We start from the raw sequence: 24999 nt of genomic DNA on the forward strand, positions 1-24999 counted from the left end.
TTTTTTTCCAGCGCGTTAGAATGCGCGCCGAAGGGCGGAGAACGGTATGTGGCAACAGACCTTGATCACGTTGCGGGCAAGGCCTCGCGGTTTCCATCTGGTGACTGACGAGATCGTCGCGGGGCTAAGCGATTTACGCGAATGCCGCATCGGCCTGTTGCATGTCTGGTTGCAACACACTTCGGCCTCGTTGACCGTCAACGAGAACGCTGACCCGGCGGTACGTCGCGATTTCGAGCGTTTCTTCAACCGTCTGGTGCCTCAGGGGCGCGACGGCTACGAGCATGACGACGAAGGGCCCGATGATCTGCCTGCGCACTTCAAAGCCAGTCTGCTTGGCTGCCAGCTTACATTGCCGGTTACAAATGGACGGCTGGCGTTGGGCACATGGCAAGGTATTTATCTGGGCGAGCACCGCGATGCAGGCGGTGCCCGTAATGTGCTCGTCACGCTTCAGGGTGAGGGCACGACCGCTAAAATTACGCGGTAGTTGAATTTTTTCCGGCTGTCCAAGAAATCAAGCCCGGCTGGGCTATAACTAATCTGCTTTCGCAAGTCATGAGGTAGAACATGAGCGACGACGACATCGAAGAAGGTCTGGAAGACGATCTGGAAGAAGGGGAGGACGGTGAGGGGCTTGCAGCGGCTTCCGATGAAGATGCAGTGGAGGTCGATGACAGCGCTGAAGTCTCTGCGACTCCGGCCAAAGGCAAGGCCAAGGCCGCCGTGTCGGTTGACGAATTGCCCAGCGTGGAAGCCAAGAACAAAGAGCGTGATGCTCTGGCTCGCGCGATGGAAGAGTTCCTCGCACGCGGTGGAAAGGTCGTGGAAGTGGAGGCCAACGTGGTCGCCGATCCGCCCAAGAAGCCCGACAACAAGTACGGCAGCCGCCCTATCTAAGGGACTGGCTCTGCGCTTGATGAAAAACCCGCTGTCGCTGCGGGTTTTTTATTGCCTGCGATTCGGGTGGTTTAGTTGCCAGGTACTGGCATCGGGCAATGTTGTAGGAGCGGCGTGCACGAAGCGGGACTTAGTGATCAGGCCCAGCGCGCCAGCACCTCTGGCAACTGCGTCAGGCTGCTGATCTCGCCATCCGGCGCTTTTTCAGCTTCCCAGACTTTGCCGCCGGGGTTGTACCAGATCGCCCGCATGCCGGCCTGCTGAGCACCGGCGATGTCGTCACCGGGGTGGTCGCCGACATGCACGGCCTGACTGGCATCGGCATTGCCGCGTTTCAGCGCTTCAACGAAGGGAGCAGGGTCTGGTTTGCCGATACCCAGGTCCTCGGCGCACAGCGCGAAGGCGAAATAATCGGCCAGGCCCAGGCGGCGGACGTCGGCATTGCCGTTGGTCACCACACCCAGCGTGTAAGACTTGGTCAGGATCTCCAGCGTCGGCACCACTTCAGGGAAGATGTCCAACTGGTGCCGCCCGTGAAGGAAAACTTCAAAGCTCTGGTCCGCCAGCTCATGGGCTTCGGCATGACCATACCCGGCGTCCTCAAGGGCGTGAAATAGCACCGTGCGGCGTAACGCACTGATCCGGTGCTTGAACGTCGGGTCTTCTCCGATGAGTCGCGAGCGGATTTCCCACAGATGCTCCACCGTAACCACACCGAGCTTTGGCGCGTTGGCAGCCAGCCATTCGCGCAGCTTGGCTTCGGCACTGACAATCGCAGGTGCGGTTTCCCACAGCGTGTCGTCCAGATCGAAGGTGATCAGCTTAATGCTCATTATCGGCGTTACCTTTGCGCTTGGCCCGTGGATGGGCGCTGTCATACACCGTGGCCAGATGCTGGAAATCCAGGTGGGTGTAGATCTGAGTGGTGGCGATGTCGGCGTGGCCCAGCAGCTCTTGCACGGCGCGCAGGTCCTGGGACGACTCCAGCAAATGACTGGCGAATGAATGGCGAAGCATGTGCGGGTGCAGGTTCTGGCCCAGCTCGCGCTCGCCGGCAGCCTTGACCCGCAGCTGGATCGAGCGCGGCCCCAGGCGGCGGCCTTGCTGTCCGACGAACACCGCATCGTCCTGCGGATTGGCGAGCGCCCGCTGCTTGAGCCATTCCTCCAGCGCTTCCCGGGCTTTTCTGCCGACGGGTAAAACGCGGGTCTTGCTGCCTTTCCCGAGTACCTGCACAAGACCGTCCGCCAGATCCAGGTCTGCACAGTTCAGTCCGGTCAACTCGGACAGGCGCAGGCCTGACGAATAGAACAGCTCCAGGATGGCCTGATCGCGCCGGGCCAGAAAATCGTCTTCAACCCCGCCTTCAAGCAGTTGCAGGGCGCGGTCGGCATCAAGGGTTTTCGGCAAGCGACGCTCGCCCTTGGGCGGTGACAGGCCATTGGCCGGATCGTGATCGCAAAGGCCTTCGCGGTTGAGATAGTGATAAAAGCCGCGAACCGCTGACAGCAATCTGGCCAGGCTGCGCGACGACTGACCTTGCTGGTGAAGGCGAGCGACCAGGCTGCGCATGGCCTGAATATCCAGCGCTTTCCAGCTGTCGATGTGCTGCTTTTCGCAGAACCCCAGGACCTTGTTCAGGTCACGGCGATAGGCTTCAAGCGTATGGCTCGACACTTGGCGCTCACTGCGCAGGTGCGTGCAGTAAGCCTCCAGTTGCCGCTCCATGACTAGCGAACCGACCGCAGCGAATTGGTAAAGCGTGGCAGCAAGCGGCTGAGCACGTCGGCGATGTAACTGAGAAACAGCGTGCCGACCGAGCTTTTGTAATGCTGGGGATCACGGCTGCCGATCGCCAGAACACCGTGCAGGCCTTGGTGGTTGAGGGCAGCCAGGGCGGTTGAGCCCACTTCCTTGCTTTGCTCGCTGCCGAACAGAAACTCAAGTTCATGCTCACGCAGTGCGCCACACAGGGTCTTGCCGCCGGACATCAGCCCGCCAATGGCTTTCTGCGCGTCGGCGGCGCTGACCCAGCGGCCGACGGTCATCGGGTTGTCGCTGAACAGGATAAGGCTGACGAAGGGCACCTGAAATTCCTGGCGCAGGCTGTCTTCCACGCAGATGACAATGTCTTCCAGGCTGGTCGCGTCCATCAGATCGAGAATCAGGCGGCGGGTTTTTTCAAACAGTCGGTCGTTGTCTCGGGCCACGTCCATCAGTTGCGAAAGCCGGTGACGCATCTCGATGTTGCGCTCGCGCAGCAGTTTGAGCTGGCGCTCGACCAGCGAGACGGTGTCGCCCCGTTGGTGCGGGACGCGCATCATCGCCAGCAGTTCGTCGTGCTCGGCGAAAAAGTCAGGGTGCTGTTGCAGCCAGGCCGCAACCGCCTCGGCTTCAAGGGCAGGCACTGCGTTCTCGGCAGGGGACTGGCCGGGCGTGTCGTTTGAAGTCTGAGGCTGGTCGGTCATCGGATACACTCGCTCATAGACGTACTTGGCCTTCGTAAACCCGGACGGCCGGGCCAGTCATCATCACCGGATGGCCGGGGCCTGCCCACTCGATGGACAAACGTCCGCCCGGCAGGTCGATCAGCATCGGCGAATCCATCCAGCCCTGAGTAATGGCCGCGACCGCTGCCGCGCACGCACCGGTGCCGCAGGCCTGGGTTTCCCCGGCGCCACGTTCCCACACCCGCAGTTGCGCGCGCTGACGATCGACGACGTGGAGGAAGCCCACGTTCACGCGGGCCGGAAAGCGCGGATGGTTCTCGATCTTCGGTCCCAATACATGCACAGGTGCGTTGTTGATGTCGTAGACGCGCAGCACGGCGTGGGGGTTGCCCATGGACACGGCCGCAAGCTCGACGGACTCGCCATCGACATCAAGGGAATAACTGGCGGCCTGCTCTGGCGCATCGAACGGTATGTCCGCCGGAACGAGACGCGGCGCGCCCATATCCACGCTGATCTGGCCGTCGTTGCGGATGTCCAGCTCGATGATGCCGCTCTTGGTCTCGACGCGGATCTGCTTCTTGGCGGTCAGCCGCTTGTCCAGCACGAAACGGGCGAAGCAGCGCGCACCGTTGCCGCATTGCTCAACTTCGGAGCCGTCGGAATTGAAAATCCGGTAGCGGAAGTCCACGTCCGGATTGTTCGGCGCCTCGACCAGCAGCAACTGATCGAAACCGATACCGGTATGGCGATCGCCCCATTGCTTGGCGTGCTTGGGCAAAATGTGCGCGTGTTGGCTCACAAGGTCCAGCACCATAAAATCATTGCCCAGGCCATGCATCTTGGTAAAACGCAGCAGCATGGGATTACTCCGGCAGCAGGCTTTCGCCGGCAAACAGCTCAGTCACGGTTTCACGGCGACGCACTTCGAAGGCTTGCTCACCATCCACAAGCACCTCGGCCGTACGTCCGCGGGTGTTGTAGTTGGAGCTCATCACGAAGCCATAGGCACCGGCCGAATGCACTGCCAGCAGATCGCCTTCAGCCAGTGCGAGTTCGCGCTCCTTGGCCAGGAAATCACCGGTTTCGCAAATCGGGCCGACAACGTCGTAAGTGCGTTTGGCGCCGTCGCGGGGTTTGACCGCTGTTACGTCCATCCACGCCTGGTACAGCGCCGGACGAATGAGGTCGTTCATGGCGGCATCGACGATGGCGAAGTCTTTGTGCTCGGTGTGCTTGAGGTACTCGACGCGGGTCAGCAGCACGCCAGCATTCGCGACGATGAAACGGCCCGGCTCGAACATCAGCGCCAGATCGCGGCCATTGAGGCGTTCACGCACGGCTTCAATGTATTCGCCTGCGAGTGGCGGCTCTTCGTCGCGATAACGCACACCCAGACCGCCGCCCAGATCGATATGCTTCAGCAGAATGCCGCAGTCGCCCAGCCGGTCGACCAGATCGAGCAAGCGATCCAGTGCATCAACGAAAGGCGAGAGCGTGGTCAGCTGGGAGCCGATGTGGCAGTCGACGCCGATAACGTCGAGGTTCGGCAGCTGCGCGGCGCGGATGTAAACGTCTTCGGCGTCCGCGATGGCGATGCCGAATTTGTTTTCCTTGAGGCCGGTGGAGATGTAGGGGTGGGTGCCGGCATCGACGTCCGGGTTGACGCGCAACGACACCGGAGCGCGCACGCCTATTTCGGCGGCGACGACTTGCAGGCGTTCGAGTTCGTCGGTGGATTCGACGTTAAAGCAATGCACGCCGACTTCGAGCGCACGACGCATGTCATCGCGGGTCTTGCCGACGCCGGAGAAGACGATCTTGTCAGCCTGTCCGCCCGCTGCCAGTACGCGCTCGAGTTCGCCACGGGAAACGATGTCGAAGCCGGCGCCCAGGCGCGCCAGGACATTGAGAACGCCCAGGTTGGAGTTCGCTTTGACCGCAAAGCAGACCAGATGCGGCATGCCGCTCAGGGCATCAGCGTAGGCGCGATACTGCGCCTCGATGTGCGCGCGGGAATAGACGTATGTCGGCGTGCCGAAACGTTCGGCGATGGCAGACAACGCCACTCCTTCCGCGAACAGCTCACCGTCGCGGTAGTTGAAGGCGTCCATGACTGATTCCTAGTAGGTCGAAGTCTGATGCTTGTGCGATTGCGACTTGGTCTGGCTGGTGCCGTCGGCGGACGAGTCGTCGTCGGGCAGATACAGTGGACCTTTCTGACCGCAGGCAGAGACCAGACACGCAACTGCAAGCAGCGCGGCCAGGGAGGAAATCAGGCGCTTCATGGCGAAATCCTTTGTATAAGCATTAATTGCGCCCGAGTATACCGACCACCCGACAGATTGCCTATGCGCTGGGGTTCCCGTCCGGCGGGGGTTTGACGCCGCCGCGCAATTAGACAGTGCAGCGCATGCGGATTTCTGACGCAGCCTGCGGCGGAGCCGGACGTTACTGCCTTCCCGGCCGAAGCCACTCCCACATCTGCACTTGGGCGGGTAGGCTTTGCATTTGCCGGGGAGCGACCGTATCGTGCGTCGCTGCGCCATCCGCTGACACTTTTGAGGTTCATGCAATGAGTTTGACCGAAGCCCGTTTTCACGATCTGGTCGATGCCACCCAGGAAAAGCTCCAGGACATCTTCGACGAGAGCGGTCTGGATCTGGACCTTGAGAGTTCGGCCGGTGTGCTGACCGTCAAGTTCGAAAACAACTCGCAGTTCATCTTCAGTCGCCAAGAGCCACTGCGTCAGCTATGGCTGGCGGCTGCGTCAGGTGGTTTCCACTTTGATTACGACGAAGAAGCGAAGCACTGGATCTGCGACAAGAGCGAAGAGCTGTTGAGCGAGATGCTCCACCGTCTGGCTAAACAGCAGGCCGGGGAAGACATCGACTTCGACGCCCTCGACGGCAGCGACGGCAACCGCCAGTGACTGCTAGCGCAACGCCGGTCAGACCGCCGAAACCGCTGTTCAGCAACGTCAGCACGGCTGTGCCATCGCCGTGCATCAGCATCTGCCGGCTCGACGAAGACAAAGTCTGCACGGGGTGTCATCGCCACGTTGAAGACATCCGCGAGTGGCGGGCGGCGACCGATGAGCGCCGGCGCGAGATCGTGCGGCAGGCGGATCAGCGTCGCAGTGCAAATTCCGATCACATGTAGGTCACGGCCCTCTTGGAAAAGTTGAATCTGTGGGAGCCGGTCCTGTCGCGATGCCGGGCCTGATGTCTGGCCGCAACTGGCATCAAGCCTCATCCATCGCGGCATTCAGTGACTTTTCCAGTTTGGCCTTGTAGCGCAGGAACAGGATCGTTTGCCCGCGCGTGTCCCCCAGTATCCCGGACAGGTCCAGATCAGTGATGTAGCAGCGGTAACGTTGTGGCTCGCGGCGCTGCTCGAGAATCCGTCGCGCCACGACGCTGAACAGCTGATCGCCATACTCCAGCTCGGAAAACTCCATCCCGTCGCAATACAGCGTCACGCTGACCTGTCCGGGCGACGCCTCCTCGATGATCGCCTGCACATCAAAAAACGATGGGTCGTTGAGCACTGTTGGTGTCGGGCGATGCTCAACGCGGCGGGCGCGCCCTGATCCATCAGGGGTTATGCGGTAATACAAAGCCTCCAGCGACGTTGATTCCAGCGGGTTGTCCAGCGGCAGCAGCGTCACGCGCCGATACATCAACGATTGAAAAAAGCGCTGCAGCGGCACCAGCAGGCTGGATTCACTGTGATAAGGCACCTGCTGATGCCACAACGCATTGCGCTCATCGAGCACGTACAGGTCGGCGTTCGGTTCGTTGATCCGGTAAAACACCTGAATGCACTCGGGCTGGCCGTGCGGGATAAACAGCGACAAGTCCGAGTCGTCCAGTGCCTGGGGGTCCTGATGAAGCGGGCTGTAGGCGGAAAGCTCTGCGCCCAGATAGTCAAAGAGCGCCGGCAGGTTTTCGAGCGTGACATGACTGACCTGGCCGGGGATCATTTTCAGCACGTGATACCGCTGTTCGACCTGGATGAGATAGCGATGATTCAGGCGCCGGTCCAGCAACAGTTGCGCCGTGCCGATGAGTTCCTCCACGCGCTGGGCGATGGCCTGCGCGCGGTTGTGGCAAAAGCAGCGCACGCGGATGACAGGCCTCGCGGCGTTCTCCGGCGGGCCGTTGAGCAAGTCTGTCAGGCAGTCCATCAGCGCAGAGGGGCCGTCGAAGCGACTGACCAGCACTTCGTTCCAGCTGTTAAGCGTGATCTGATCGAAGGTCAGCACCAGATTTTCGCGTACCCCGGCATAGCTCAGCGAGTCCGTTCGTTCGGTGGTCATCAGAATGTTCAGGTCCTTATGGTGCCTGAGCGGATCGACGCCGACATTGACCAGCAGCAGAATCTCACGGGGCACGCTTGGGCTGAGCAGCACCTCTTCCTCGACCATGCCGGCCGGCAGCGCAATGCTCTGCTGTAATGCGCCTTGCACATTGAACAGTTCGAACTCGGTCAGATCGCTGATGCCAGGATGCAGCGCCAGGCGCGTACTGCTGTCGATGACGTTGTTGCGATGGCACCACGTGAGCAGTTCCAGCAACTCGCGACTGCGCTTGATCGGCGCAAACGTTTCCAGCTCGTGGGCACTCAGGCTGCCGTTGTAGAGACACCACTGATACCTGCCGGGCTCGCGCTTGTTCGGCAGTTGCGCGAGCGTCAGCGTGTCTTCCGCCAGATCCGGCGTGATGCCCGGATTGAGAAACTCCACTTTGCCGGCTTTGCGTTCAAAGGCTGCATACAAACGCCGGCCGAGCACATTCAAGTCGCGTTTGTTGATCGAATTGACTGCCTTTTGCGCACGGGCGAATTGGGTCAGGAAGCGATAACTGAAGTTGAGCTCGCCGACCAGTGCACGGCGCTCGCTGGCGACCTGACGCACTTTCCACTGGCTGCGGCTGTCGAGCAGCGCCAACTGACGCTCGTCCCAGTTCCACTCATTGACCAGCCGCTCCAGCAGCAGGCGCTGCCAACCGTTGCTGCGGTGGCGAGTGGCGCCCGTGAGTTTCTTGTTCACCTTCAGGTACAAACTGCGGCGTACCAGTTCCAGCCGCTCGGGCTCGCCCCTCGCGAGCAAGTATTCCTCGATGCGCCGGTAGACCATCACGTAGGGGTCCAGCTCGTCGAGGTCGGCACGGTTGGCAAACACCGCTTTCTTGAAGCGCATGCTCAGGCACTGCACCTGCGGGTGTTCGCTGGCATAGACCTCAGTCAGCAGCAGCTTGAGCACCGATTTGTAGGGCGATTCGATACCTTTGAACAGTTGCCACAGCCCTGCGCCGATGAACTCGCCCGGCGGGATGTGCGACATATTGCCGAGGTCCAGCACCTCGTCAGCGCGAATAAAGCGTTTCGACAGCAGGGTATGGGTGTATTCGGCGTAGCGCGTTTCCTCGTAGACCGGCACCAGCCACCACATCGGGGTGCGCCCGGCCAGCCAGATGGCGGTGCGATAAAACTCGTCGAGCAGCAAATAGTGCTGCGTCGTGCCGCAGTCTTCGCCACTCAGCTGTGCATCCCGCTCGCCGACGACAAAGCGCTCCGGATCAACGAGAAAGAAGTGCGCCTCGGCGCCCATGCTTGCTGCCCAGCTTTCAAGCGACTGGCATTTCTTGCGCAGTTCCTGGATTTCGTCTGCCGACAGTAGCGGGTCGTGGCAGATCCACACGTCCATGTCGCTCTGGTCGGCCTGGGCGAGGGTGCCAAGGCTGCCCATCAGGAAGATGCCGTGAATCGGCTGCGGTGGATTCACCCGGCGTGGTTTGTAGGAGAACGATCGCGTCAGGCGTTGCGCTTCAGCAAGGGCCTGGGCATCAGGCTCGTAATGGGAAACGCCAGCAGGGGTCGACCCCGACACATAGCCCGGCAACAGAGGATGATTGACATGGAAAAACAGTGGCAGCAGCGAAAGCACGCTTTTCTGGCGTGTCGACAGGCCTTCGTACGCGCGCGCCAGTCGACTCTCGCTCAGGGCCAGGAAGCGGCTGCGTAACTGGGCAAGGACCTTGCGATCAATGCCCTCATCCAGATCCGGGCGAATTTCGAAACTACGCGTCATCGCGACTCGAAGCCGTCGGGCGGCACTGCATGAAGTGAGGGTATAGCGATAATCAAGACAGCTTGGCGTCAGGCCGGTGGGGCTCGGCTGCGCGTCTTTTTTATGGCGCCATTATTTTATCGGCGCAGCATCGTCGAAATGGAGGATTCGCGAAACCTTTATTTGATGCGTCCAGGCAAAGGTTTCGCGAGGGACGAAGTCAGGCAGCTTCCTGGCTTGTGGCAAGAATGATCAACAGTGATTGAGCGTGGTCGGCGGCATCCAGCCCCAGGCTGGTCAAGTAGCCTCCGTCGTGTTGCGTGGTGAGGCCTTTGTCGAAGAGTCGTTGGGCGGCAGCGATGGCTGTGGGAGCCGCAGAATGGTGGTGGACCTTCAGTCCCTCTTTGGTGTTGCTCAGATTGAACAGCGACAGGATTTCCAGCTCGGCAACCAATTCAGGGGTAAACGACATAGGTGCTCCAGACTTTTTCCAGTGGATACACCGCGATCAGAATCGCAGGCGTGACGGCCCCGTCGCCATGCAGCAGCGAGGCTGTTGGAGTGTAGTCAGGTCTGGGAATTTTGCAGGAAGTATCTGGCCGGTCGTCAGGTCGGGTGAGCGACCGGCATTTTTCGCGGGTTTTACTCGTCTTCAGCCAGCTTTACACCGGGTGGCATGTCGGGCAACGCCCGCAGCGCCGCTTCATACCAGACGGTATTGAACGGACGGTCATCTTCCAGGATCCCGTCAATCTCTACCGCAAGCACATGGGCCATCATCACCAGAATCTCTTCTCGCTCGTAGCCCACCAGCGTCAGCTTGTTGAACGTGGCCTTGGCCGCTGGCGGGTTATCGCTTTCGATCTGATTTTCAATGGCCTGAATCAGCGTCGTTTCAGCGAATTCTTCTTCGTCGTTTTCGATGTTGTCGCTCATGTCGTTCTCGATGTCTTGCCAATTAGATGGAATCGCCCCCACGGGGCGACCCCTTTGATGCGCTCAGCGGCTGGCGAGCAAGTGCTGGCCACGCACGACCGCTGCCTTGACCTGCTCAGGCGCCGTGCCGCCGATGTGGTTGCGGGCATTGACCGAACCTTCGAGCGTCAGCACCGCGAACACATCCTGTTCGATTTGGTCGCTGAACTGACGCAGCTCGTCCAGCGTCATCTCGGCCAGGTCTTTGCCGGTCTCAACGCCGTGCTTCACCGCGTGGCCGACGATCTCGTGGCAGTCGCGGAACGGAAGGCCACGGCGGACCAGATAGTCGGCGAGGTCGGTGGCGGTGGAGAATCCACGCAGCGCGGCCTCGCGCATCATGGCGTGCTTCGGCTTGATCGCCGGGATCATGTCGGCGAAGGCACGCAGCGAATCGCGCAAGGTGTCGGCGGCGTCGAACAGTGGCTCCTTGTCTTCCTGATTGTCCTTGTTGTAGGCCAGCGGCTGGCCCTTCATCAAGGTCAACAGGCCCATCAACGCGCCAAACACACGTCCGCTCTTGCCACGGACCAGCTCGGGCACATCAGGGTTTTTCTTTTGCGGCATGATCGAGCTGCCGGTGCAGAAGCGATCAGGCAGGTCGATGAACTGAAATTGCGCGCTCGTCCAGAGCACCAGCTCTTCGGAGAAGCGCGACAAATGCATCATCGCGATGCTCGCGGCGGAGCAGAATTCGATGGCGAAGTCGCGATCGGAGACGCTGTCCAGCGAGTTACCGCCTACTGCTTCGAAACCCAGCAGCTGGCAGGTCAGTTCGCGGTCGATCGGGTACGTGGTGCCGGCCAGCGCGGCGCTGCCCAGTGGCATGCGGTTGGTGCGTTTGCGGCAATCGACCAGGCGCTCGTAATCGCGGCTGAGCATTTCGAACCACGCGAGCATGTGGTGGCCGAATGTCACCGGTTGCGCGGTCTGCAGGTGAGTGAAGCCCGGCATGATGGTCTCGGCTTCGCGCTCGGCCAGCCCTAGCAGACCTGCTTGCAGGCGAGTGATCTCAGCCAGAATAAGGTCGATTTCGTCACGCAGCCACAGGCGGATGTCGGTGGCGACCTGATCGTTCCGGCTGCGCCCGGTGTGCAATTTTTTACCGGTGACGCCGATGCGGTCGGTCAGACGCGCTTCGATGTTCATGTGTACGTCTTCGAGGTCCACGCGCCAGTCGAACGTGCCGGCTTCGATCTCGCCCTGAATGCCCTTCAGCCCGTCGATGATGGTGTCGCGCTCGGCGTCGGTGAGCACACCGACCTTGGCCAGCATCGTGGCGTGGGCAATGGAGCCCATGATGTCGTGGCGATAAAGACGTTGATCGAAGGTAACGGAGGCGGTGAAGCGTGCGACGAAGGCGTCGACGGGTTCACTGAAGCGGCCGCCCCAGGACTGGTTGGTCTTGTCGGTGCTCATGATTCGCTCGCTGCTGTGCTGGTGGCTGAAACTGATGAAAAACCGGCGCCGGCCGATTCTAAAGACGCGGGCGATGATAACAGCATTGCCGTTTATTTATCCCCGACGGCTTGCCCGCAACGGTATCAGCGAAGAGACTGTCGGCCATGCAGAACGAGCGCAAACATCCGGGCCAGAGCAGTGCGCCCGGTAAAGAGTTTTTCCTCCCGGAACTGTGTCTGCCCCAGGCGTTGCTGATGCTGGTAGTGCTGGCAGAGTTGCTGGTCTTCGTGCTTGTGCTCATCGAACCCATGCGGCCGGATTTCGACTGGGTGCGGCTGGCGCTGATTTCTCTTTTCGTGCAGTGGATCGTGCTGCTGTCCGCCGCGCTACTGTGCGGCTTGCGCCCCTGGCTGGCGCGCCTGCGTGCTGGCGTGGCCGGCTGCATAGGTTGTCTGCTGGTGGTGGCGGTGACGCTGATGTGCACTGCCGTGACTGACTATTACCAGGTGAATCCCCCGACCTCGTTCGATGGGGTTGTCGAGCGGTACCTGCGCTACGCGCTGATCGCCTTGATCATGTCCGCGCTGATGCTGCGCTACTTCTACCTTCAGAGTCAGTGGCGCAAGCAACAGCAGGCCGAGCTTCAGGCCAGGATCGAGTCGCTGCAAGCGCGTATCCGTCCGCACTTTCTGTTTAATACACTCAACAGCATCGCCAGCCTGGTGACCAGCGACCCGGTCAAAGCGGAGCAGGCGGTGCTTGATCTGTCCGACCTGTTCAGGGCCAGTCTGGGCAAGCCCGGCAGCCTGACAACATGGCGCGAAGAGCTCGAATTGGCGAAACGCTATTTATCGATTGAGCAATATCGACTTGGCGAGCGTCTACAGTTGGACTGGGCCGTAAGTGCAATTCCTGACGACTTGCCAATTCCCCAGCTAACCTTGCAGCCATTACTGGAAAACGCGTTGATTTACGGTATCGCGCCCCGTGTTGAAGGCGGCGTGGTCAGAGTTGAGGCGGACTACGAACGGGGAGTATTCATATTGCGCGTCAGTAATCCTTACGATGAGGTCGTCTTACGGCAAAACCCAAGCGGCACTCAGCAGGCCTTGGCAAACATCGGCGCTCGAATCACGGCACTTTTCGGCCCCCTCGCCAGTCTGAGCGTGGAGCGCCGAGACGGTCGTCACTTCACCTGTCTACGCTATCCTTGTGCGAGACTCACGCAGGAAGCCAGAGCTATATGAATGTCCTGATCGTTGATGACGAACCCCTAGCCCGAGACCGCCTGAGCCGTATGGTAAGTGAGCTCGAGGGTTACAAGGTTCTGGAACCCAGCGCCACAAATGGCGAAGAAGCATTGCAGCTGATTGAAAATTTGAAGCCTGACGTGGTGTTGCTGGATATCCGCATGCCCGGCCTGGATGGACTTCAGGTTGCGGCAAAACTGTGCGAGCGCGACACCCCGCCAGCCGTCGTGTTCTGCACGGCCCACGATGAATTCGCGCTGGAGGCCTTCCAGGTCAGTGCCGTGGGTTATCTGGTCAAACCGGTTCGTCCCGAGCACTTGCTTGAGGCGTTGCGCAAGGCCGAGCGGCCGAATCGTGTGCAATTGGCGGCGATGACCCGGCCTGCTGCTGAAAGTGGTACCGGCCCGCGCAGCCACATTAGCGCGCGTACCCGAAAGGGCATTGAGCTGATTCCGCTGGCCGAGGTGATCTACTTCATCGCGGATCACAAGTACGTGACCCTGCGCCACGAAGGTGGCGAAGTGCTGCTGGATGAACCGCTTAAAGCCCTTGAAGACGAGTTCGGCGACCGGTTCGTACGCATCCACCGAAACGCGCTGGTCGCCCGGGAGCGCATCGAACGCCTGCAGCGCACGCCATTGGGCCACTTCCAGTTGTTTCTGAAGGGGCTCAACGGCGATGCGTTGATCGTCAGCCGCCGGCACGTTGCCGGTGTGCGCAAGATGATGCAGCAGTTGTAAGGGAGTGCCGCGAGGAGCATGCCGTCATGCGGGCGACACGCCGTCGCATGGCGTACGCAGGTTGATTGAGATCATGATGCGCGCAGATTGAATACAGCCATTCGGCCCGATCCGGCCGAGCTGTTATTATTCGCCGCATTCACTCAGCACGGACCGGTTCATGTCTTCTCGCGAAATCCGCATCGCCACCCGCAAAAGCGCTCTGGCCCTCTGGCAAGCCGAATACGTCAAGGCGCGTCTGGAGCAGGCTCATCCCGGTCTGATCGTGACGCTGGTGCCGATGGTCAGTCGCGGCGACAAGCTGCTGGACTCGCCGCTGTCGAAAATCGGTGGCAAAGGCCTGTTCGTCAAGGAGCTGGAAACAGCCCTGATGGAGCACAACGCCGACATCGCCGTTCACTCGATGAAAGACGTCCCGATGGACTTCCCTCAGGGCCTCGGCCTGTTCTGCATCTGCGAACGCGAAGACCCCCGCGACGCCTTCGTTTCCAATACCTACGCCAGTCTCGATGACCTGCCCGCCGGCGCTGTGGTGGGCACGTCGAGCCTGCGTCGGCAGGCTCAGTTGCTGGCGCGTCGGCCAGACCTGCAAATCCGGTTTCTGCGCGGCAACGTCAATACGCGTCTCGCCAAGCTGGATGCAGGCGAGTACGACGCGATCATCCTTGCCGCTGCCGGCCTGATCCGCCTGGGTTTCGAAGAGCGCATTACCGCGCCCATCAGCATCGACCACAGCTTGCCGGCTGGCGGGCAGGGCGCGGTGGGCATCGAATGCCGCAGCGTCGATATCGAAGTGCATGCCTTGCTGGCCCCGTTGCACCATGACGACACCGCCGTGAGGGTTACCGCTGAGCGTGCGCTCAACAAGCACCTCAACGGCGGATGCCAAGTGCCGATCGCCTGTTATGCCGTGCTGGAAGGCGAACAACTCTGGTTGCGCGGTCTGGTGGGCGATCCCTCCGGCACGGTGCTGCTGCATGCCGAAGCGCGTGCGCCACAAGTGGACGCTCAAGCGTTGGGCGTACAAGTGGCAGAAGCGCTGCTGGCTCAAGGTGCCGCGAAGATTCTCAAAGCGGTCTACGGCGAGGCAGGCGACGAGTGAAGACCTGGCGTTTGCTGCTCACGCGTCCTGCTGAAGAGTCGCGGGCCCTGGCGCAGACGCTGGCTGAAGTCGGCGTCTACAGCGCCAGCCTCCCCTTGCTGGAGATTGAGCCGCTGCCGGTTTCAGAAGCCAACCGTTCGATCATTTACGACCTAGCGGCCTACTGCGCCGTCATCGTCGTCAGCAAACCGGCCGCGCGCCTTGGGCTGGCAATGCTTGACGAAGTCTGGCCGCAGCCGCCGATGCAGAAGTGGTTCACCGTCGGCGCTGCAACCGCGCAAATCCTCGATGACTATGGCCTGCACGTGTTCTTCCCCGCGCAGGGTGACGACAGCGAAGCGTTGCTCGACCTGCCGCAGTTTCAACAAGCCGTCTCGGGATACGACCCCAAAGTGCTGATTATGCGCGGCGAAGAAGGACGCGAGCTGCTGGCCGAGCGGTTGCGTGAGCGTGGTGTGGTGGTCGATTACCTGCCGCTGTATCGTCGCCACCTGCCGCAATACCCGGCTTTCGTGCTGCCCGACACGGTTAAAGCGGAACGCTTGAATGGGCTGGTGGTCAGCAGTGGACAGGGTTTCGAGCATCTGCGCGAGTTGGCGGGTGATGCCTGGCCTGCGCTTGCACAAATGCCTTTGTTTGTACCGAGCCCCCGGGTCGCCGAAATGGCGCGTGCCGCCGGGGCTCTTATCGTAGTGGACTGCCGTGGCGCCAGCGCCCCGGCCTTGCTGGCAGCATTGCGCGAACACACCGCGCCTGCCTCACAGGCGTAATGGTCGATCAGTCGGATTACGCAACGCCCAAAATGCAAAGGATGGACACGTGAGCGAAACAGTCTTGCCAAAAGATGACGTTGAACCGGTACTGGCCAAACCTGAGCCGCTGCCGGATCCAGCGTACAAAGAACCGTCGAATCGCCGACGCAGCAACGGGCTCGCCATACTGGCGCTGTTGCTGGGCGCAGCGGGCGTTGCCGTTGGCGGCTGGAGCGTCTGGCAAATGCGCGCCATGCAGGCCGGCCATCAGGAGCAGTCGGGGCAGTTACAGGACATCGGCTCTCAGACTCAAGCCCTCAAGCAGAGCGAGCAGCAAATCGCTGCACGGCTGGCGCAATTGCCACCCGCTCAAGAGCTGGAAGATCGCCGTCGCCTCGTCACGCAGTTACAGGGTGATCAGCAGCGCCTGAGCCAGCGTGTAGAGACCGTGCTCGGTGCCAGTCGCAAGGATTGGCGTCTCGCCGAGGCCGAGCATCTGTTGCGCCTGGCGAGCCTGAGGCTGTCAGCGCTGCAAGATATCAACAGCGCTGCAGCGCTGGTGCAGGGCGCTGACGAGATTCTGCGCGAGCAGGACGATCCCGGTGCGTTCGCGGCCCGCGAGCAATTGGCAAAAAGCCTGACCGCGCTGCGCAGCGTCGATCAACCGGATCGCACTGGTTTGTTCCTGCAACTGGCGGCAGTCCGTGAGCAAGTCGCGCAGTTGAATGAGCTGGCGCCTGAATACGTGGACAAGGGCGATTCGCTGTTCGGTTTGACCGATGGCAGCGAGGACAGCTATTGGGCCAAGTGGTGGGACAGGATCTCCCAGTTCGTGCGTATTGATTTTCACGCTGACAAAAATATCCGACCGTTGCTGGCAGGCCAGAGCCTGACCCAGGTTCGTCTGGCATTGAGTCTGGCGATCGAGCAGGCGCAATGGGCGGCGCTCAACGGCCAGGCCCCGGTTTACGAGAAGGCCATGGCAGAAGCTAAGAGCGTTCTGGACAGCAACTTCAATCGTGATAGCCAGCAGAGCAAAGCGCTCGGTCAGCGTCTGGAGGAGCTCGGCAAACAGCCGGTTTCCGTGGCGACCCCTGACCTGACACAAAGCCTGGCGTCGGTTCAGGCCTACCTCGAACAGCGTCATACGCCTGTTGGCGGTGCGCTGGAGAAACGCACTGACGAGGCGCAGCCTGGGAAACAGCCATGAAGCGCGCTTACGTCATCCTCTTCGTGCTGGTCGTTGCTGCGGCGCTGATAGGCGTCGCGATCTCCCGCCATGCGGGTTACGTGCTTATTTCCTACGACACCTTCCGCTACGAATCGAGCATCTGGGCAGCGCTGGCGTTACTCGTCGCCGTTCTGTTCATGCTGTGGCTGGTGCGGATGGTTATTGCGTTGCTGACGACCTCCGGTGGGGTCGTCAATCCGTGGTCTCGTCGCAACCGCAGCCGTCGCGTGCAGAACGCGATAGAGCAAGGGCAGATGGACCTCGCCGAAGGGCGCTGGGCCAGCGCTGAACGCAACTTGCATCGCGCCGCCGAGGCGGAGCGTCAGCCATTGCTCTATTACCTCGGCGCCGCCCGGGCAGCGAATGAGCAGGGCCGTTACGAGGAAAGCGACAATCTGCTTGAGCGCGCGCTTGAGCGTCAGCCGCATGCGGAGCTCGCCATTGCGTTGAGCCACGCCCAGTTGCAGGTGGACCGCGGTGATCTCGACGGTGCGCTGGTTACCTTGCAGGCCATGCAGGAGCGCCATCCGCATAACCCGCAGGTATTGCGTCAATTGCAACGCTTGTATCGCGAACGCGGTGAGTGGGCGGAGTTGGTTCGTCTGATGCCGGAGTTGCGAAAAGACAAGGTGCTTCCGGCGCAAGAGCTGGCTGAACTGGAGAGACGTGCCTGGGGCGAAAATCTCTCGCTGGCGGCCCACCGTGAATCCGGCAGCGATACCGTTGCCACGGGCCTGCCGTCGCTGGAAAGCGCCTGGCAACAACTGACTTCGGCTCAGCGCCAGGAGCCCGCGCTGGTGTTGGCGTACGCCGAACAACTGCGTCGGCTGGGCGCCGATGTGCAGGCCGAGGAAGTCCTGCGCACGGCCATGAAGCGCGACTACAACACCCACCTTGCGCGGTTGTATGGACTGGTGCGCGGCGCCGATCCTGCCAAACAACTGCAGACTGCCGAGGGCTGGCTGAAAAGTCACACCGATGACCCAGGCTTGCTGTTGACGCTGGGTCGTCTGTGCCTGCAAAGCAGCTTGTGGGGTAAAGCGCGTGATTACCTCGAGTCGAGCTTGAGGTTGCAGCGCAACCCTGAAGCGTGTGCCGAACTGGCTCGTCTGCTTGCGCAGCTGGGCGAGACTGATCGCAGCAATCAGCTGTTTCAGGAAGGTCTGGGTTTGCTGGATGAGCGTTTGCTCGCCCGTCCGTTGCCAGCACTGACACGCGTCTAGCCGGGCGTCAGACTTGAACGTGAAGAGGCCCGATTGCGGGCCTCTTCCGTGTCTGAGTCTTTTATTTGTGTAGGGCATTTCCGTGCTTCGTGTGGCTTGTTGAGAGGATCTTTGGGCTACCGGTATAACGTCTTAAACACGGCGTCGGGATTTACCTACATCAACAAAGAAATATCCTCCGTTGAGCGCCTTGAAAGCGACTCGCGCTTTCCTCTACCGTAGCCGCCTTCGTCTTTTGTTACGGATTTTCCATGCAGCTGGCTCGTACGCGCTCCTTGTTCTCTCTGGCGTTTCTGGCCTGCGCATCGATTGTGGGAGCGACGGTTTATCTCGGCCCTGTAGTTGATGCAGCGCCATGCCCGATGTGTCTGCTTCAGCGTGTGCTCATGGCGGTATCTGCGGGTGTGTGTTTGCTCGCCGCGCTGCACGCGCCGGGCAAAGCTGGCTGGCGTATCTACGCGGGCTTGCTTTTACTGTTTTCCGCTTTGGGAGCGAGCGTCGCGGCACGTCAGGTCTGGTTGCAGGCTTCTCCGCCCGAGAACATGGCGGCGTGCATTGAAAACCTTCACTACCTGATGGAAACGCAAACCTACTTAAAAGTCATGGTGATGGTGCTGGCGGGAAGTGCAGGGTGCTCCGAGATCAACTGGTCGCTGTTCGGCATCAGCTTGCCGGAGTGGAGCCTTCTGGCATTTTCCGGCTTGTGCCTGTTTGCGCTGTACTACCTTTTTATCGAGTTCCGCCGCTTCAGATCAGTGGATGTGGGGACTCCGGATTAAACACTTGTATGAACTTTCTGTCCTGCGTACCTTGATGGGCTAGTCATGCGGGCATAATCTGGGCCGCACGCATCATCGGATCAATGCTGCTGTCGACGCTTCTCCTGGCTGGTACCGACAAGTCTCGGGCCGAATCGAAAAGCGCCTGAAGCAGCATGCCCCTGAAGGGAAGAGAGAACATCATGCTGGAAAGTTGTCAGAACGCTCAGGAACGCTGGGGTGGGGTTCACAAGCTGATTGACCGCTGGTTGCTGGCGCGCAACGAGTTGATCACAGCTTATTACGCCTTGAGTGCAGAGCCGGGAGCGCTTTCCGAAAAAAGCGTGCCGTTGCAGGAATTCTGCGGCTCGCTGGTCGATTACGTGTCGGCTGGTCATTTCGAAATTTACGAGCAGCTCACCAACGAGGCCAAGGCGTTCAAGAATCAGCGGGGCCTTGACCTGGCTGACACGATCTATCCTCGGATCGACGTCATCACCGAGAAGCTGCTGGCGTTCAACGATCTCTGTGACGAAGGCAAATGCGTCGCCGAGAAATTCAAGGAATTGGGCGGCTTGCTGCACGAGCGCTTTGAACTGGAAGACTGCCTGATCGAAGTGCTGCACAACGCGCACAAGGAACAGGTCGAGGAAGAGGTCTGAGAAGGCCGCTGATGTAAAAAGCTGATGTAAAAAAGGGTGCCCTGGGCACCCTTTTTTTATGCTCTGTCGCCGCCAGCCTCGGCCACTGTCGGCGTTACTGTGACACTCCGAGCAGCTCAATTTCGAATACCAGTGGCGTGTACGGATCGATCAGATCGCCCGCGCCTTCTGCGCCATACGCTTGAGCCGAAGGGATCACCAGCCGCCATTTGGCACCCACCGGCATGTCGGCGAGGGCGGTGGTCCACCCGGCAATGACGCTGTCCAGGCGGAACCATTGTGGCTGCTGGCTTTGATCGAAGATCGTGCCGTCAGGCAGCCGGCCCACGTACTTCACTTGTACACGGCCATTGATGTCGGGTTTGGGGCCATTGCCCGGCGTCAGCTCGGTCATCAGGATGCCGTCCGCGAGCTGGCGAACGCCCGGTTTGGCCTTCTCGGCCTCCATGAACTTGCGCTCATCCTTCAGCGCCGCTTCGGTCTGCGGTTCGGTCTGACCGGAGTTTTCAGCTTGGGCGAGGGCGGCATCGTGGTCGCTGAGAATCTGCTCCATGCGATCCTGCTTGATCGCCAGCGGCTTGCCTTGATAAGCCGACTGCAGGCCTTCGAGCAGCGCGGGCAACTGCAGATCGGGTGCTTCCTGGCGCAGGCGCTCACCCAGGCTTGCGCCGAGGCTATAGGAAAGGTCGTGGGTATTATCGGACGCCGGAGCATCGGTCGCGTGAGCAAGGGGTACCAAGAGGAACAACGACATAAACAGGTAGCGCGACATGAATGCTCTCCGGCCTGGGAAGTGAGCGATTATGCCAGCGCTGAGGCCCGAGCGTGACGGGTATTGCCGGGTTTTTCGGCGTCCTGCAACAGAGCGGGGATTGTAGTGTCAAGATGCCCTAGCGGCGGTGCTGGCGGAGGTCTAGTATGGCCGCACTCAAATCAGCCAGGAGGTAAGTCATGTCGGCCACCAAGAAGCCAGTAAACACTCCGTTGCATTTGCTTCAACAGCTGTCGGGCAGCCTGCTCGAACATCTCGAAAATGCCTGCTCTCAAGCATTGGCTGACGCTGAAAAACTGCTCGCCAAACTCGAGAAGCAACGTGGCAAGGCGCAGGAAAAACTGCACAAGTCGCGTACCAAGTTGCAGGACGCTGCCGCCGCCGGTAAAGCCAAGGCGCAAGGCAAGGCCAAGGACAGCGTGGCCGAACTCGAGTCGTTGCTCGACGCTTTGAAAGATCGTCAGACCGAAACCCGCAGCTACATCCTCAACCTCAAGCGTGATGCCCAGGAAAGCCTGAAGCTGGCCCAAGGCATTGGCCGCGTGAAGGAAGCCGTTGGCAAAGCGCTGAACGATCGCGCTGCAAAAGACCCGGCTCGACCTGCCACCAAGCCTGTCGCGGCGAAGCCGCCTGTGAAAATGCCTCCAAAACCGGCAAAACCTGCACCCAAGGCGGGTCCGGCAAAGCCTGCTGCTAAAACCGCAGTCAAAGCCGTCGCAGAAAAAACCGTCGCCAAAGTGACTGCGAAAACTGTGGCCGCCAAGCCAGCTGCGAGCAAGGCACCTGTTGCCAAACCAGCTGCCAGTGCTGCGAGCAAGCCAGCCGCTAAAACGGCTGTTGCCGCGAAATCGGCCGCCAAGCCCGCTGCCAAGACCACCGCTGCCAAACCGGCTGCCGCGAAGGCCGCTGTCAAACCTGCCACGGCTAAAGCCCCTGCTGCAAAACCAGCCACCAGTGCCGCCGCCAAGCCTGCTGTGAGCAAAATCGCAGCCAAGCCCGCAGCATCCAAGCCTGCTGCTGCCAAGCCAGTCGCAGCGAAGACTGCAGCAAAACCGGCCACAAAGCCCGCTGTCTCGGCAACAGCCAAGCCAGCGGCCGCAGCGCCTGCTGCTCCGGTAGCGTCACCTGCGCCAGTTGCTGATTCGACGCCCAACAGCGCGTCCTAAGCGATATCGGTCCCGGCGCGAAGCAGAATCTGCAACGCGTCGGGACTGCCTTGAGCAGCACCACCCGCCAGCGCTTCCAGCCACACTCCTGTAGGTTCAGCCTTTCGCTCAGGCCACTCGCTGGTCAGCCGTTGCAGCCGCACCAGCAGCTCACGCTCGGCATCCAGCTCAAGGGTTTTCAGCCTGTCGCGTAATGCCTTCAGTTCTTCGTCATCTATCGCGTCGGCCTTCCAGCGTGTCCGAACATCCCTCAATGGCCCCACCACCGTCTCGTGCCACGGGTCGGCCAATTGTCCGATTTGTCGCGCCCGCTCCGGGTCGAACTGCACACCACGCCGGTCCATCCAGACGCCGCACAGCAACGCGCAGACATTGGCGCCATCGGCTTGCAGCTTCAGGCACGCCTGCTCGACGCCTGGGCGAGCATAAAAATCTAGGGTGAAACTCCATAGGTCCGAGAGCATCGTCATCTACCTGTTTTGGGCGAAGCTGGTAGACTCCGCCGCCATTATGATCAGACTTCAAAGCCTTACCTTACAGCGTGGTCCGCAACGTCTGCTAGAAGACGCCGAGCTGACTCTGCACGCCGGCCAGAAAGCCGGCCTGATCGGCGCGAACGGCGCCGGTAAATCCAGCCTGTTCGCGCTGCTTCGGGGTGAGTTGACCCCCGACAATGGCGATTGCCTGCTGCCCGCCGATTGGCGCATCGCCCACATGCGACAGGAGGTCGACACCCTTGATCGTCTGGCGGTGGACTACGTCCTCGACGGCGATCTGCGCCTGCGTCAGGTGCAGCATGATCTCGCCGCTGCCGAGGCCGCCCAGGACGGCGCCGCGCAGGCGCGTCTGCATTCGGAGCTCGATAGCGCCGATGGCTATACCGCCGATGCGCGGGCGCGCAAGCTGCTCGCGGGTTTGGGCTTTACCAACGAGCAGATGGAGCGCCAGGTCAGCGACTTCTCTGGCGGCTGGCGAATGCGTCTCAACCTAGCGCAGGCTTTGATGTGTCCTTCGGACCTGCTGCTGCTCGATGAGCCGACCAACCACTTGGATCTCGACGCCATTCTCTGGCTTGAAGACTGGCTCAAGAGCTATCAGGGCACGCTGCTGCTGATCTCCCACGACCGCGATTTTCTGGATGCGGTGGTCGATCACGTCGCCCATGTCGAGCAGAAAAAGATCACGCTTTATCGCGGCGGCTACAGCGCTTTCGAACGCGCCCGTGCCGAACGCCTGGCCCAGCAGCAGCAGGCCTACGACAAGCAACAGGCCCAGCGCGCGCACATGGAGAAATTCATTACGCGCTTCAAGGCGCAGGCCACCAAGGCCAAACAGGCCCAGAGCCGGATCAAGGCGCTTGAGCGAATGGAAGAGCTGTCGGCGGCCCACGTCGACTCTCCGTTCGACTTCACCTTCCGCGAATCGACCAAGATCTCCAGCCCACTGATGGATCTGTCTGACGCGCGACTGGGCTATGGCGACAAAGCCATCCTGCAAAAGGTGAAGCTGCAACTGACGCCGGGCGCACGCATCGGCCTGCTGGGCCCGAACGGCGCCGGTAAATCCACGCTGATCAAAAACCTGGCGGGCGAGCTCGAGCCGTTGAGCGGACGCATGGTGCGTGGCGAAAACACCGTGGTCGGCTACTTCGCCCAGCATCAGCTCGATTCACTGGACGCCAAGGCCAGTCCGCTGCTGCACCTTCAGCGTATCGCGCCCACCGAGCGCGAACAGGCCTTGCGGGATTTCCTGGGCGGTTTTGACTTCCGCGGTGCGCGCCTCGACGAGCCGGTGCTGAATTTCTCCGGTGGCGAGAAGGCTCGGCTGGCGTTGGCCCTGATTGCATGGGACAAACCCAACCTGCTGCTGCTCGACGAACCGACCAACCACCTGGATCTGGAAATGCGCCTGGCCTTGACCATGGCGCTTCAGGAGTTCAGTGGCGCGGTGCTGGTGGTCTCCCACGATCGGCATTTGCTCAAGAGCACGACTGACAAATTCCTCCTTGTTGCCGATGGCCTGGTTCAGGAGTTCGATGGCGATCTGGATGACTATGCGCGTTGGCTGGTGGACTACCGCCTGCGCAATGCACCGGCCAGCAATACGCCGGTCAATGTCGACAAGACCGACAAGAAAGCCCAGCGTCAGCAGGCCGCCGCGTTGCGCCAGCAACTCGCGCCGCACAAGCGCGAAGCCGACAAGCTTGAAAAAGAGCTCGGCACGTTGCACGAGAAACTGGCGAAGATCGAAGTGGCTCTGGGCGACAGCGGCATCTACGAGGCGGCCAACAAAGATAAATTGCGCGACCTGCTGGCCGATCAGGCCAAGCTCAAATCCCGTGAATCCGAGCTTGAAGAAGCGTGGATGGAAGCACTGGAATTGCTGGAGTCGATGCAGGCCGAGCTGGAAGCGTTGTCCTGATGGCGTCACCTGCGTTAGCCGTATGACGCAGGCGACCGGAACAGCTGTCTGACAAGTCACCGCAACAGTCAGAAATGACTGGCCTTTAAAGGCCCGTAAACACTAGGTTAGGCGAAGATTTCGTTACCTGAGGTGCGTGATGTCGCTCGAAACATGGTTGGCGTTTTTCGCCGCTTGCTGGGTTATCAGTCTGTCTCCGGGTGCGGGCGCCATTGCCTCGATGTCCAGCGGTCTGCAATACGGGTTCTGGCGCGGCTATTGGAATGCCCTTGGCCTGCAGGTCGCCCTCGTCGTGCAGATCGCCGTGGTCGCCGCCGGGCTTGGCGCGGTGCTGGCCACTTCGGCGCTGGCGTTCAGTCTGATCAAATGGTTTGGCGTTGCCTATCTGGTCTATCTGGGTATCAAGCAATGGCGCGCGCTGCCTGGCGATCTGGCAGATGAGTCAGCTGTTCGCCCGGTGGGCAAGCCGCTTGTGCTCATGGCTCGCGGTTTTCTGGTGAACATCAGCAACCCCAAGGCGATGGTATTCATTCTGGCGATCCTGCCGCAGTTCATCGACACGCACCTGCCGCTCCTGCCGCAATACCTGATCATCGCCGCGACCATGGTCTGCGTGGATCTGATCGTCATGGCGGGCTACACCGGCCTGGCCTCGAAAGTGCTCCGCGCCCTCAAAACCCCCAAGCAGCAACGCCGGATGAACCGCACCTTTGCCGGATTGTTCGTCAGCGCCGCGGCGTTCCTCGCCACCTTGCATCGCGCCTGATTCGGCAAAAGCCCGCTCCACAGTTGAGTAACAGCCGATCTAATTGGATGCGTGCGGTGTTTTGAAGGACCGGCTTCAGCCGGGAAGAGGCCGGTATCGACACCCTCACCTTTGCGGTGTGACGGCTGAAGTCTTCCCGGCTAAAGCCGGTCCCACTAAAAGCATCGCGCTCGTCCAGTGGAAATGGCAGTGCTTGCTCGGGAATGCATTGTGTCAGTCACCGTCATGTCACAGACCCATCGCGTTCGCGACCGTCGTAACCTCCGATTGCTCCTACAGGTGATTCGCGTGCAACGCGGATGTCGGGCGCGCACACGAAGTTGTAGGAGTGAGCTTGCTCGCGAAAGCGGTGTTTCA

At 60.7% G+C, this 24999-nt stretch carries 27 protein-coding genes; 15 read left to right on the forward strand and 12 right to left on the reverse strand.

What is annotated here, in order from left to right:
- The first annotated feature begins 46 nt into the window (after window positions 1-46).
- Window positions 47-490: a secondary thiamine-phosphate synthase enzyme YjbQ gene (locus tag BMY98_RS22935; protein ID WP_074892666.1), complete on the forward strand. Its 444-nt coding sequence runs from the start codon at window positions 47-49 to the stop codon at window positions 488-490.
- 80 nt (window positions 491-570) lie between these two features.
- The gene (gene sutA / locus BMY98_RS22940; RefSeq protein ID WP_074892667.1) at window positions 571-900 is read left to right on the forward strand and encodes a transcriptional regulator SutA; all 330 of its coding nucleotides are present in this window, start codon (window positions 571-573) and stop codon (window positions 898-900) included.
- Window positions 901-1037: 137 nt separating this feature from the next.
- Here sutA and BMY98_RS22945 read toward each other — a convergent pair whose 3' ends face one another.
- Genes BMY98_RS22945 through lptM form a run of 6 tightly spaced genes read right to left on the reverse strand, consistent with a single transcriptional unit; the run spans window position 1038 to window position 5638 of the window.
- The gene (locus BMY98_RS22945) at window positions 1038-1733 is read right to left on the reverse strand and encodes an HAD family hydrolase (protein ID WP_074892668.1); all 696 of its coding nucleotides are present in this window, start codon (window positions 1731-1733) and stop codon (window positions 1038-1040) included.
- Window positions 1723-2628, reverse strand: coding sequence for a tyrosine recombinase XerC (gene xerC, locus BMY98_RS22950; protein ID WP_074892669.1), 906 nt, complete (start codon window positions 2626-2628; stop codon window positions 1723-1725). The genes BMY98_RS22945 and xerC overlap by 11 nt, the downstream gene beginning before the upstream one ends.
- A gap of 2 nt (window positions 2629-2630) precedes the next feature.
- Window positions 2631-3368, reverse strand: coding sequence for a DUF484 family protein (locus BMY98_RS22955; RefSeq protein WP_074892670.1), 738 nt, complete (start codon window positions 3366-3368; stop codon window positions 2631-2633).
- A 13-nt stretch (window positions 3369-3381) separates the two neighbouring features.
- Window positions 3382-4212, reverse strand: a complete 831-nt coding sequence (gene dapF / locus BMY98_RS22960; protein WP_074892671.1) for a diaminopimelate epimerase — start codon at window positions 4210-4212, stop codon at window positions 3382-3384.
- A gap of 4 nt (window positions 4213-4216) precedes the next feature.
- Entirely contained in the window at window positions 4217-5464 is a 1248-nt protein-coding gene (gene lysA, locus BMY98_RS22965; RefSeq protein ID WP_074892672.1) for a diaminopimelate decarboxylase, read from the reverse strand.
- A gap of 9 nt (window positions 5465-5473) precedes the next feature.
- Complete coding sequence (gene lptM, locus BMY98_RS22970) at window positions 5474-5638, reverse strand: LPS translocon maturation chaperone LptM (protein ID WP_074892673.1); 165 nt, start codon at window positions 5636-5638, stop codon at window positions 5474-5476.
- Window positions 5639-5925: 287 nt separating this feature from the next.
- On the opposite strand from lptM, the gene cyaY reads away from it, so the two are divergent.
- Together cyaY and BMY98_RS22980 are read left to right on the forward strand one after the other, a co-directional pair.
- Window positions 5926-6282: an iron donor protein CyaY gene (gene cyaY / locus BMY98_RS22975; protein ID WP_074892674.1), complete on the forward strand. Its 357-nt coding sequence runs from the start codon at window positions 5926-5928 to the stop codon at window positions 6280-6282.
- A complete protein-coding gene (locus BMY98_RS22980) occupies window positions 6279-6512 on the forward strand; it encodes a DUF1289 domain-containing protein (protein WP_074892675.1) in 234 nt (77 codons plus the stop codon). Before cyaY ends, BMY98_RS22980 begins: the two co-directional genes overlap by 4 nt.
- A gap of 82 nt (window positions 6513-6594) precedes the next feature.
- Here the strand turns inward: BMY98_RS22980 and BMY98_RS22985 are convergent, their stop codons facing one another.
- The 4 genes from BMY98_RS22985 to argH form a co-directional block, all read right to left on the reverse strand.
- Window positions 6595-9444, reverse strand: a complete 2850-nt coding sequence (locus tag BMY98_RS22985) for a class I adenylate cyclase (protein WP_074892676.1) — start codon at window positions 9442-9444, stop codon at window positions 6595-6597.
- A 199-nt stretch (window positions 9445-9643) separates the two neighbouring features.
- Window positions 9644-9895: a TIGR02647 family protein gene (locus BMY98_RS22990; protein WP_074892677.1), complete on the reverse strand. Its 252-nt coding sequence runs from the start codon at window positions 9893-9895 to the stop codon at window positions 9644-9646.
- 170 nt (window positions 9896-10065) lie between these two features.
- Window positions 10066-10359, reverse strand: coding sequence for a hypothetical protein (locus tag BMY98_RS22995; protein ID WP_074892678.1), 294 nt, complete (start codon window positions 10357-10359; stop codon window positions 10066-10068).
- Window positions 10360-10422: 63 nt separating this feature from the next.
- A complete protein-coding gene (gene argH / locus BMY98_RS23000; protein ID WP_074892679.1) occupies window positions 10423-11817 on the reverse strand; it encodes an argininosuccinate lyase in 1395 nt (464 codons plus the stop codon).
- Between the two features lie 146 nt (window positions 11818-11963).
- On the opposite strand from argH, the gene BMY98_RS23005 reads away from it, so the two are divergent.
- The 8 genes from BMY98_RS23005 (at window position 11964) to BMY98_RS23040 (ending at window position 19517) form a co-directional block, all read left to right on the forward strand.
- Window positions 11964-13046 carry a sensor histidine kinase gene (locus BMY98_RS23005; protein ID WP_074892680.1) on the forward strand — a complete coding sequence of 361 codons (1083 nt, stop codon included), beginning with the start codon at window positions 11964-11966 and terminating at the stop codon, window positions 13044-13046.
- On the forward strand, window positions 13043-13789 hold the full coding sequence (locus tag BMY98_RS23010; RefSeq protein ID WP_074892681.1) for a LytR/AlgR family response regulator transcription factor: 747 nt from the start codon (window positions 13043-13045) through the stop codon (window positions 13787-13789). The genes BMY98_RS23005 and BMY98_RS23010 overlap by 4 nt, the downstream gene beginning before the upstream one ends.
- Window positions 13790-13949: 160 nt before the next feature.
- Window positions 13950-14891, forward strand: a complete 942-nt coding sequence (hemC, locus tag BMY98_RS23015) for a hydroxymethylbilane synthase (protein ID WP_074892682.1) — start codon at window positions 13950-13952, stop codon at window positions 14889-14891.
- Entirely contained in the window at window positions 14888-15661 is a 774-nt protein-coding gene (locus tag BMY98_RS23020) for a uroporphyrinogen-III synthase (RefSeq protein WP_074892683.1), read from the forward strand. Before hemC ends, BMY98_RS23020 begins: the two co-directional genes overlap by 4 nt.
- Before the next feature lie 49 nt (window positions 15662-15710).
- The gene (locus BMY98_RS23025; protein ID WP_083398870.1) at window positions 15711-16853 is read left to right on the forward strand and encodes a uroporphyrinogen-III C-methyltransferase; all 1143 of its coding nucleotides are present in this window, start codon (window positions 15711-15713) and stop codon (window positions 16851-16853) included.
- Complete coding sequence (locus tag BMY98_RS23030) at window positions 16850-18097, forward strand: heme biosynthesis protein HemY (protein ID WP_074892684.1); 1248 nt, start codon at window positions 16850-16852, stop codon at window positions 18095-18097. Before BMY98_RS23025 ends, BMY98_RS23030 begins: the two co-directional genes overlap by 4 nt.
- Before the next feature lie 251 nt (window positions 18098-18348).
- On the forward strand, window positions 18349-18876 hold the full coding sequence (locus tag BMY98_RS23035; RefSeq protein ID WP_074892685.1) for a disulfide bond formation protein B: 528 nt from the start codon (window positions 18349-18351) through the stop codon (window positions 18874-18876).
- Window positions 18877-19058: 182 nt separating this feature from the next.
- Window positions 19059-19517, forward strand: coding sequence for an Rsd/AlgQ family anti-sigma factor (locus tag BMY98_RS23040; RefSeq protein ID WP_074892686.1), 459 nt, complete (start codon window positions 19059-19061; stop codon window positions 19515-19517).
- A 94-nt stretch (window positions 19518-19611) separates the two neighbouring features.
- Here BMY98_RS23040 and BMY98_RS23045 read toward each other — a convergent pair whose 3' ends face one another.
- Window positions 19612-20289 carry an FKBP-type peptidyl-prolyl cis-trans isomerase gene (locus tag BMY98_RS23045; RefSeq protein ID WP_074892687.1) on the reverse strand — a complete coding sequence of 226 codons (678 nt, stop codon included), beginning with the start codon at window positions 20287-20289 and terminating at the stop codon, window positions 19612-19614.
- Between the two features lie 179 nt (window positions 20290-20468).
- Between BMY98_RS23045 and BMY98_RS23050 the strand changes: the two genes are divergently transcribed.
- Window positions 20469-21455 carry an AlgP family protein gene (locus tag BMY98_RS23050; protein WP_074892688.1) on the forward strand — a complete coding sequence of 329 codons (987 nt, stop codon included), beginning with the start codon at window positions 20469-20471 and terminating at the stop codon, window positions 21453-21455.
- On the opposite strand, the gene BMY98_RS23055 is transcribed toward BMY98_RS23050, so the two are convergent.
- Window positions 21452-21919: a TIGR02444 family protein gene (locus tag BMY98_RS23055; RefSeq protein ID WP_074892689.1), complete on the reverse strand. Its 468-nt coding sequence runs from the start codon at window positions 21917-21919 to the stop codon at window positions 21452-21454. The two genes, BMY98_RS23050 and BMY98_RS23055, sit on opposite strands and share 4 nt — an antisense overlap.
- Window positions 21920-21965: 46 nt before the next feature.
- Between BMY98_RS23055 and BMY98_RS23060 the strand changes: the two genes are divergently transcribed.
- On the forward strand, window positions 21966-23876 hold the full coding sequence (locus BMY98_RS23060) for an ATP-binding cassette domain-containing protein (RefSeq protein ID WP_074892690.1): 1911 nt from the start codon (window positions 21966-21968) through the stop codon (window positions 23874-23876).
- A gap of 139 nt (window positions 23877-24015) precedes the next feature.
- Entirely contained in the window at window positions 24016-24642 is a 627-nt protein-coding gene (locus tag BMY98_RS23065) for a LysE family transporter (RefSeq protein ID WP_074892691.1), read from the forward strand.
- Window positions 24643-24999: the final 357 nt, after the last annotated feature.

This window comes from Pseudomonas graminis, from assembly GCF_900111735.1.
GTDB classification, from domain to species: domain Bacteria; phylum Pseudomonadota; class Gammaproteobacteria; order Pseudomonadales; family Pseudomonadaceae; genus Aquipseudomonas; species Aquipseudomonas graminis.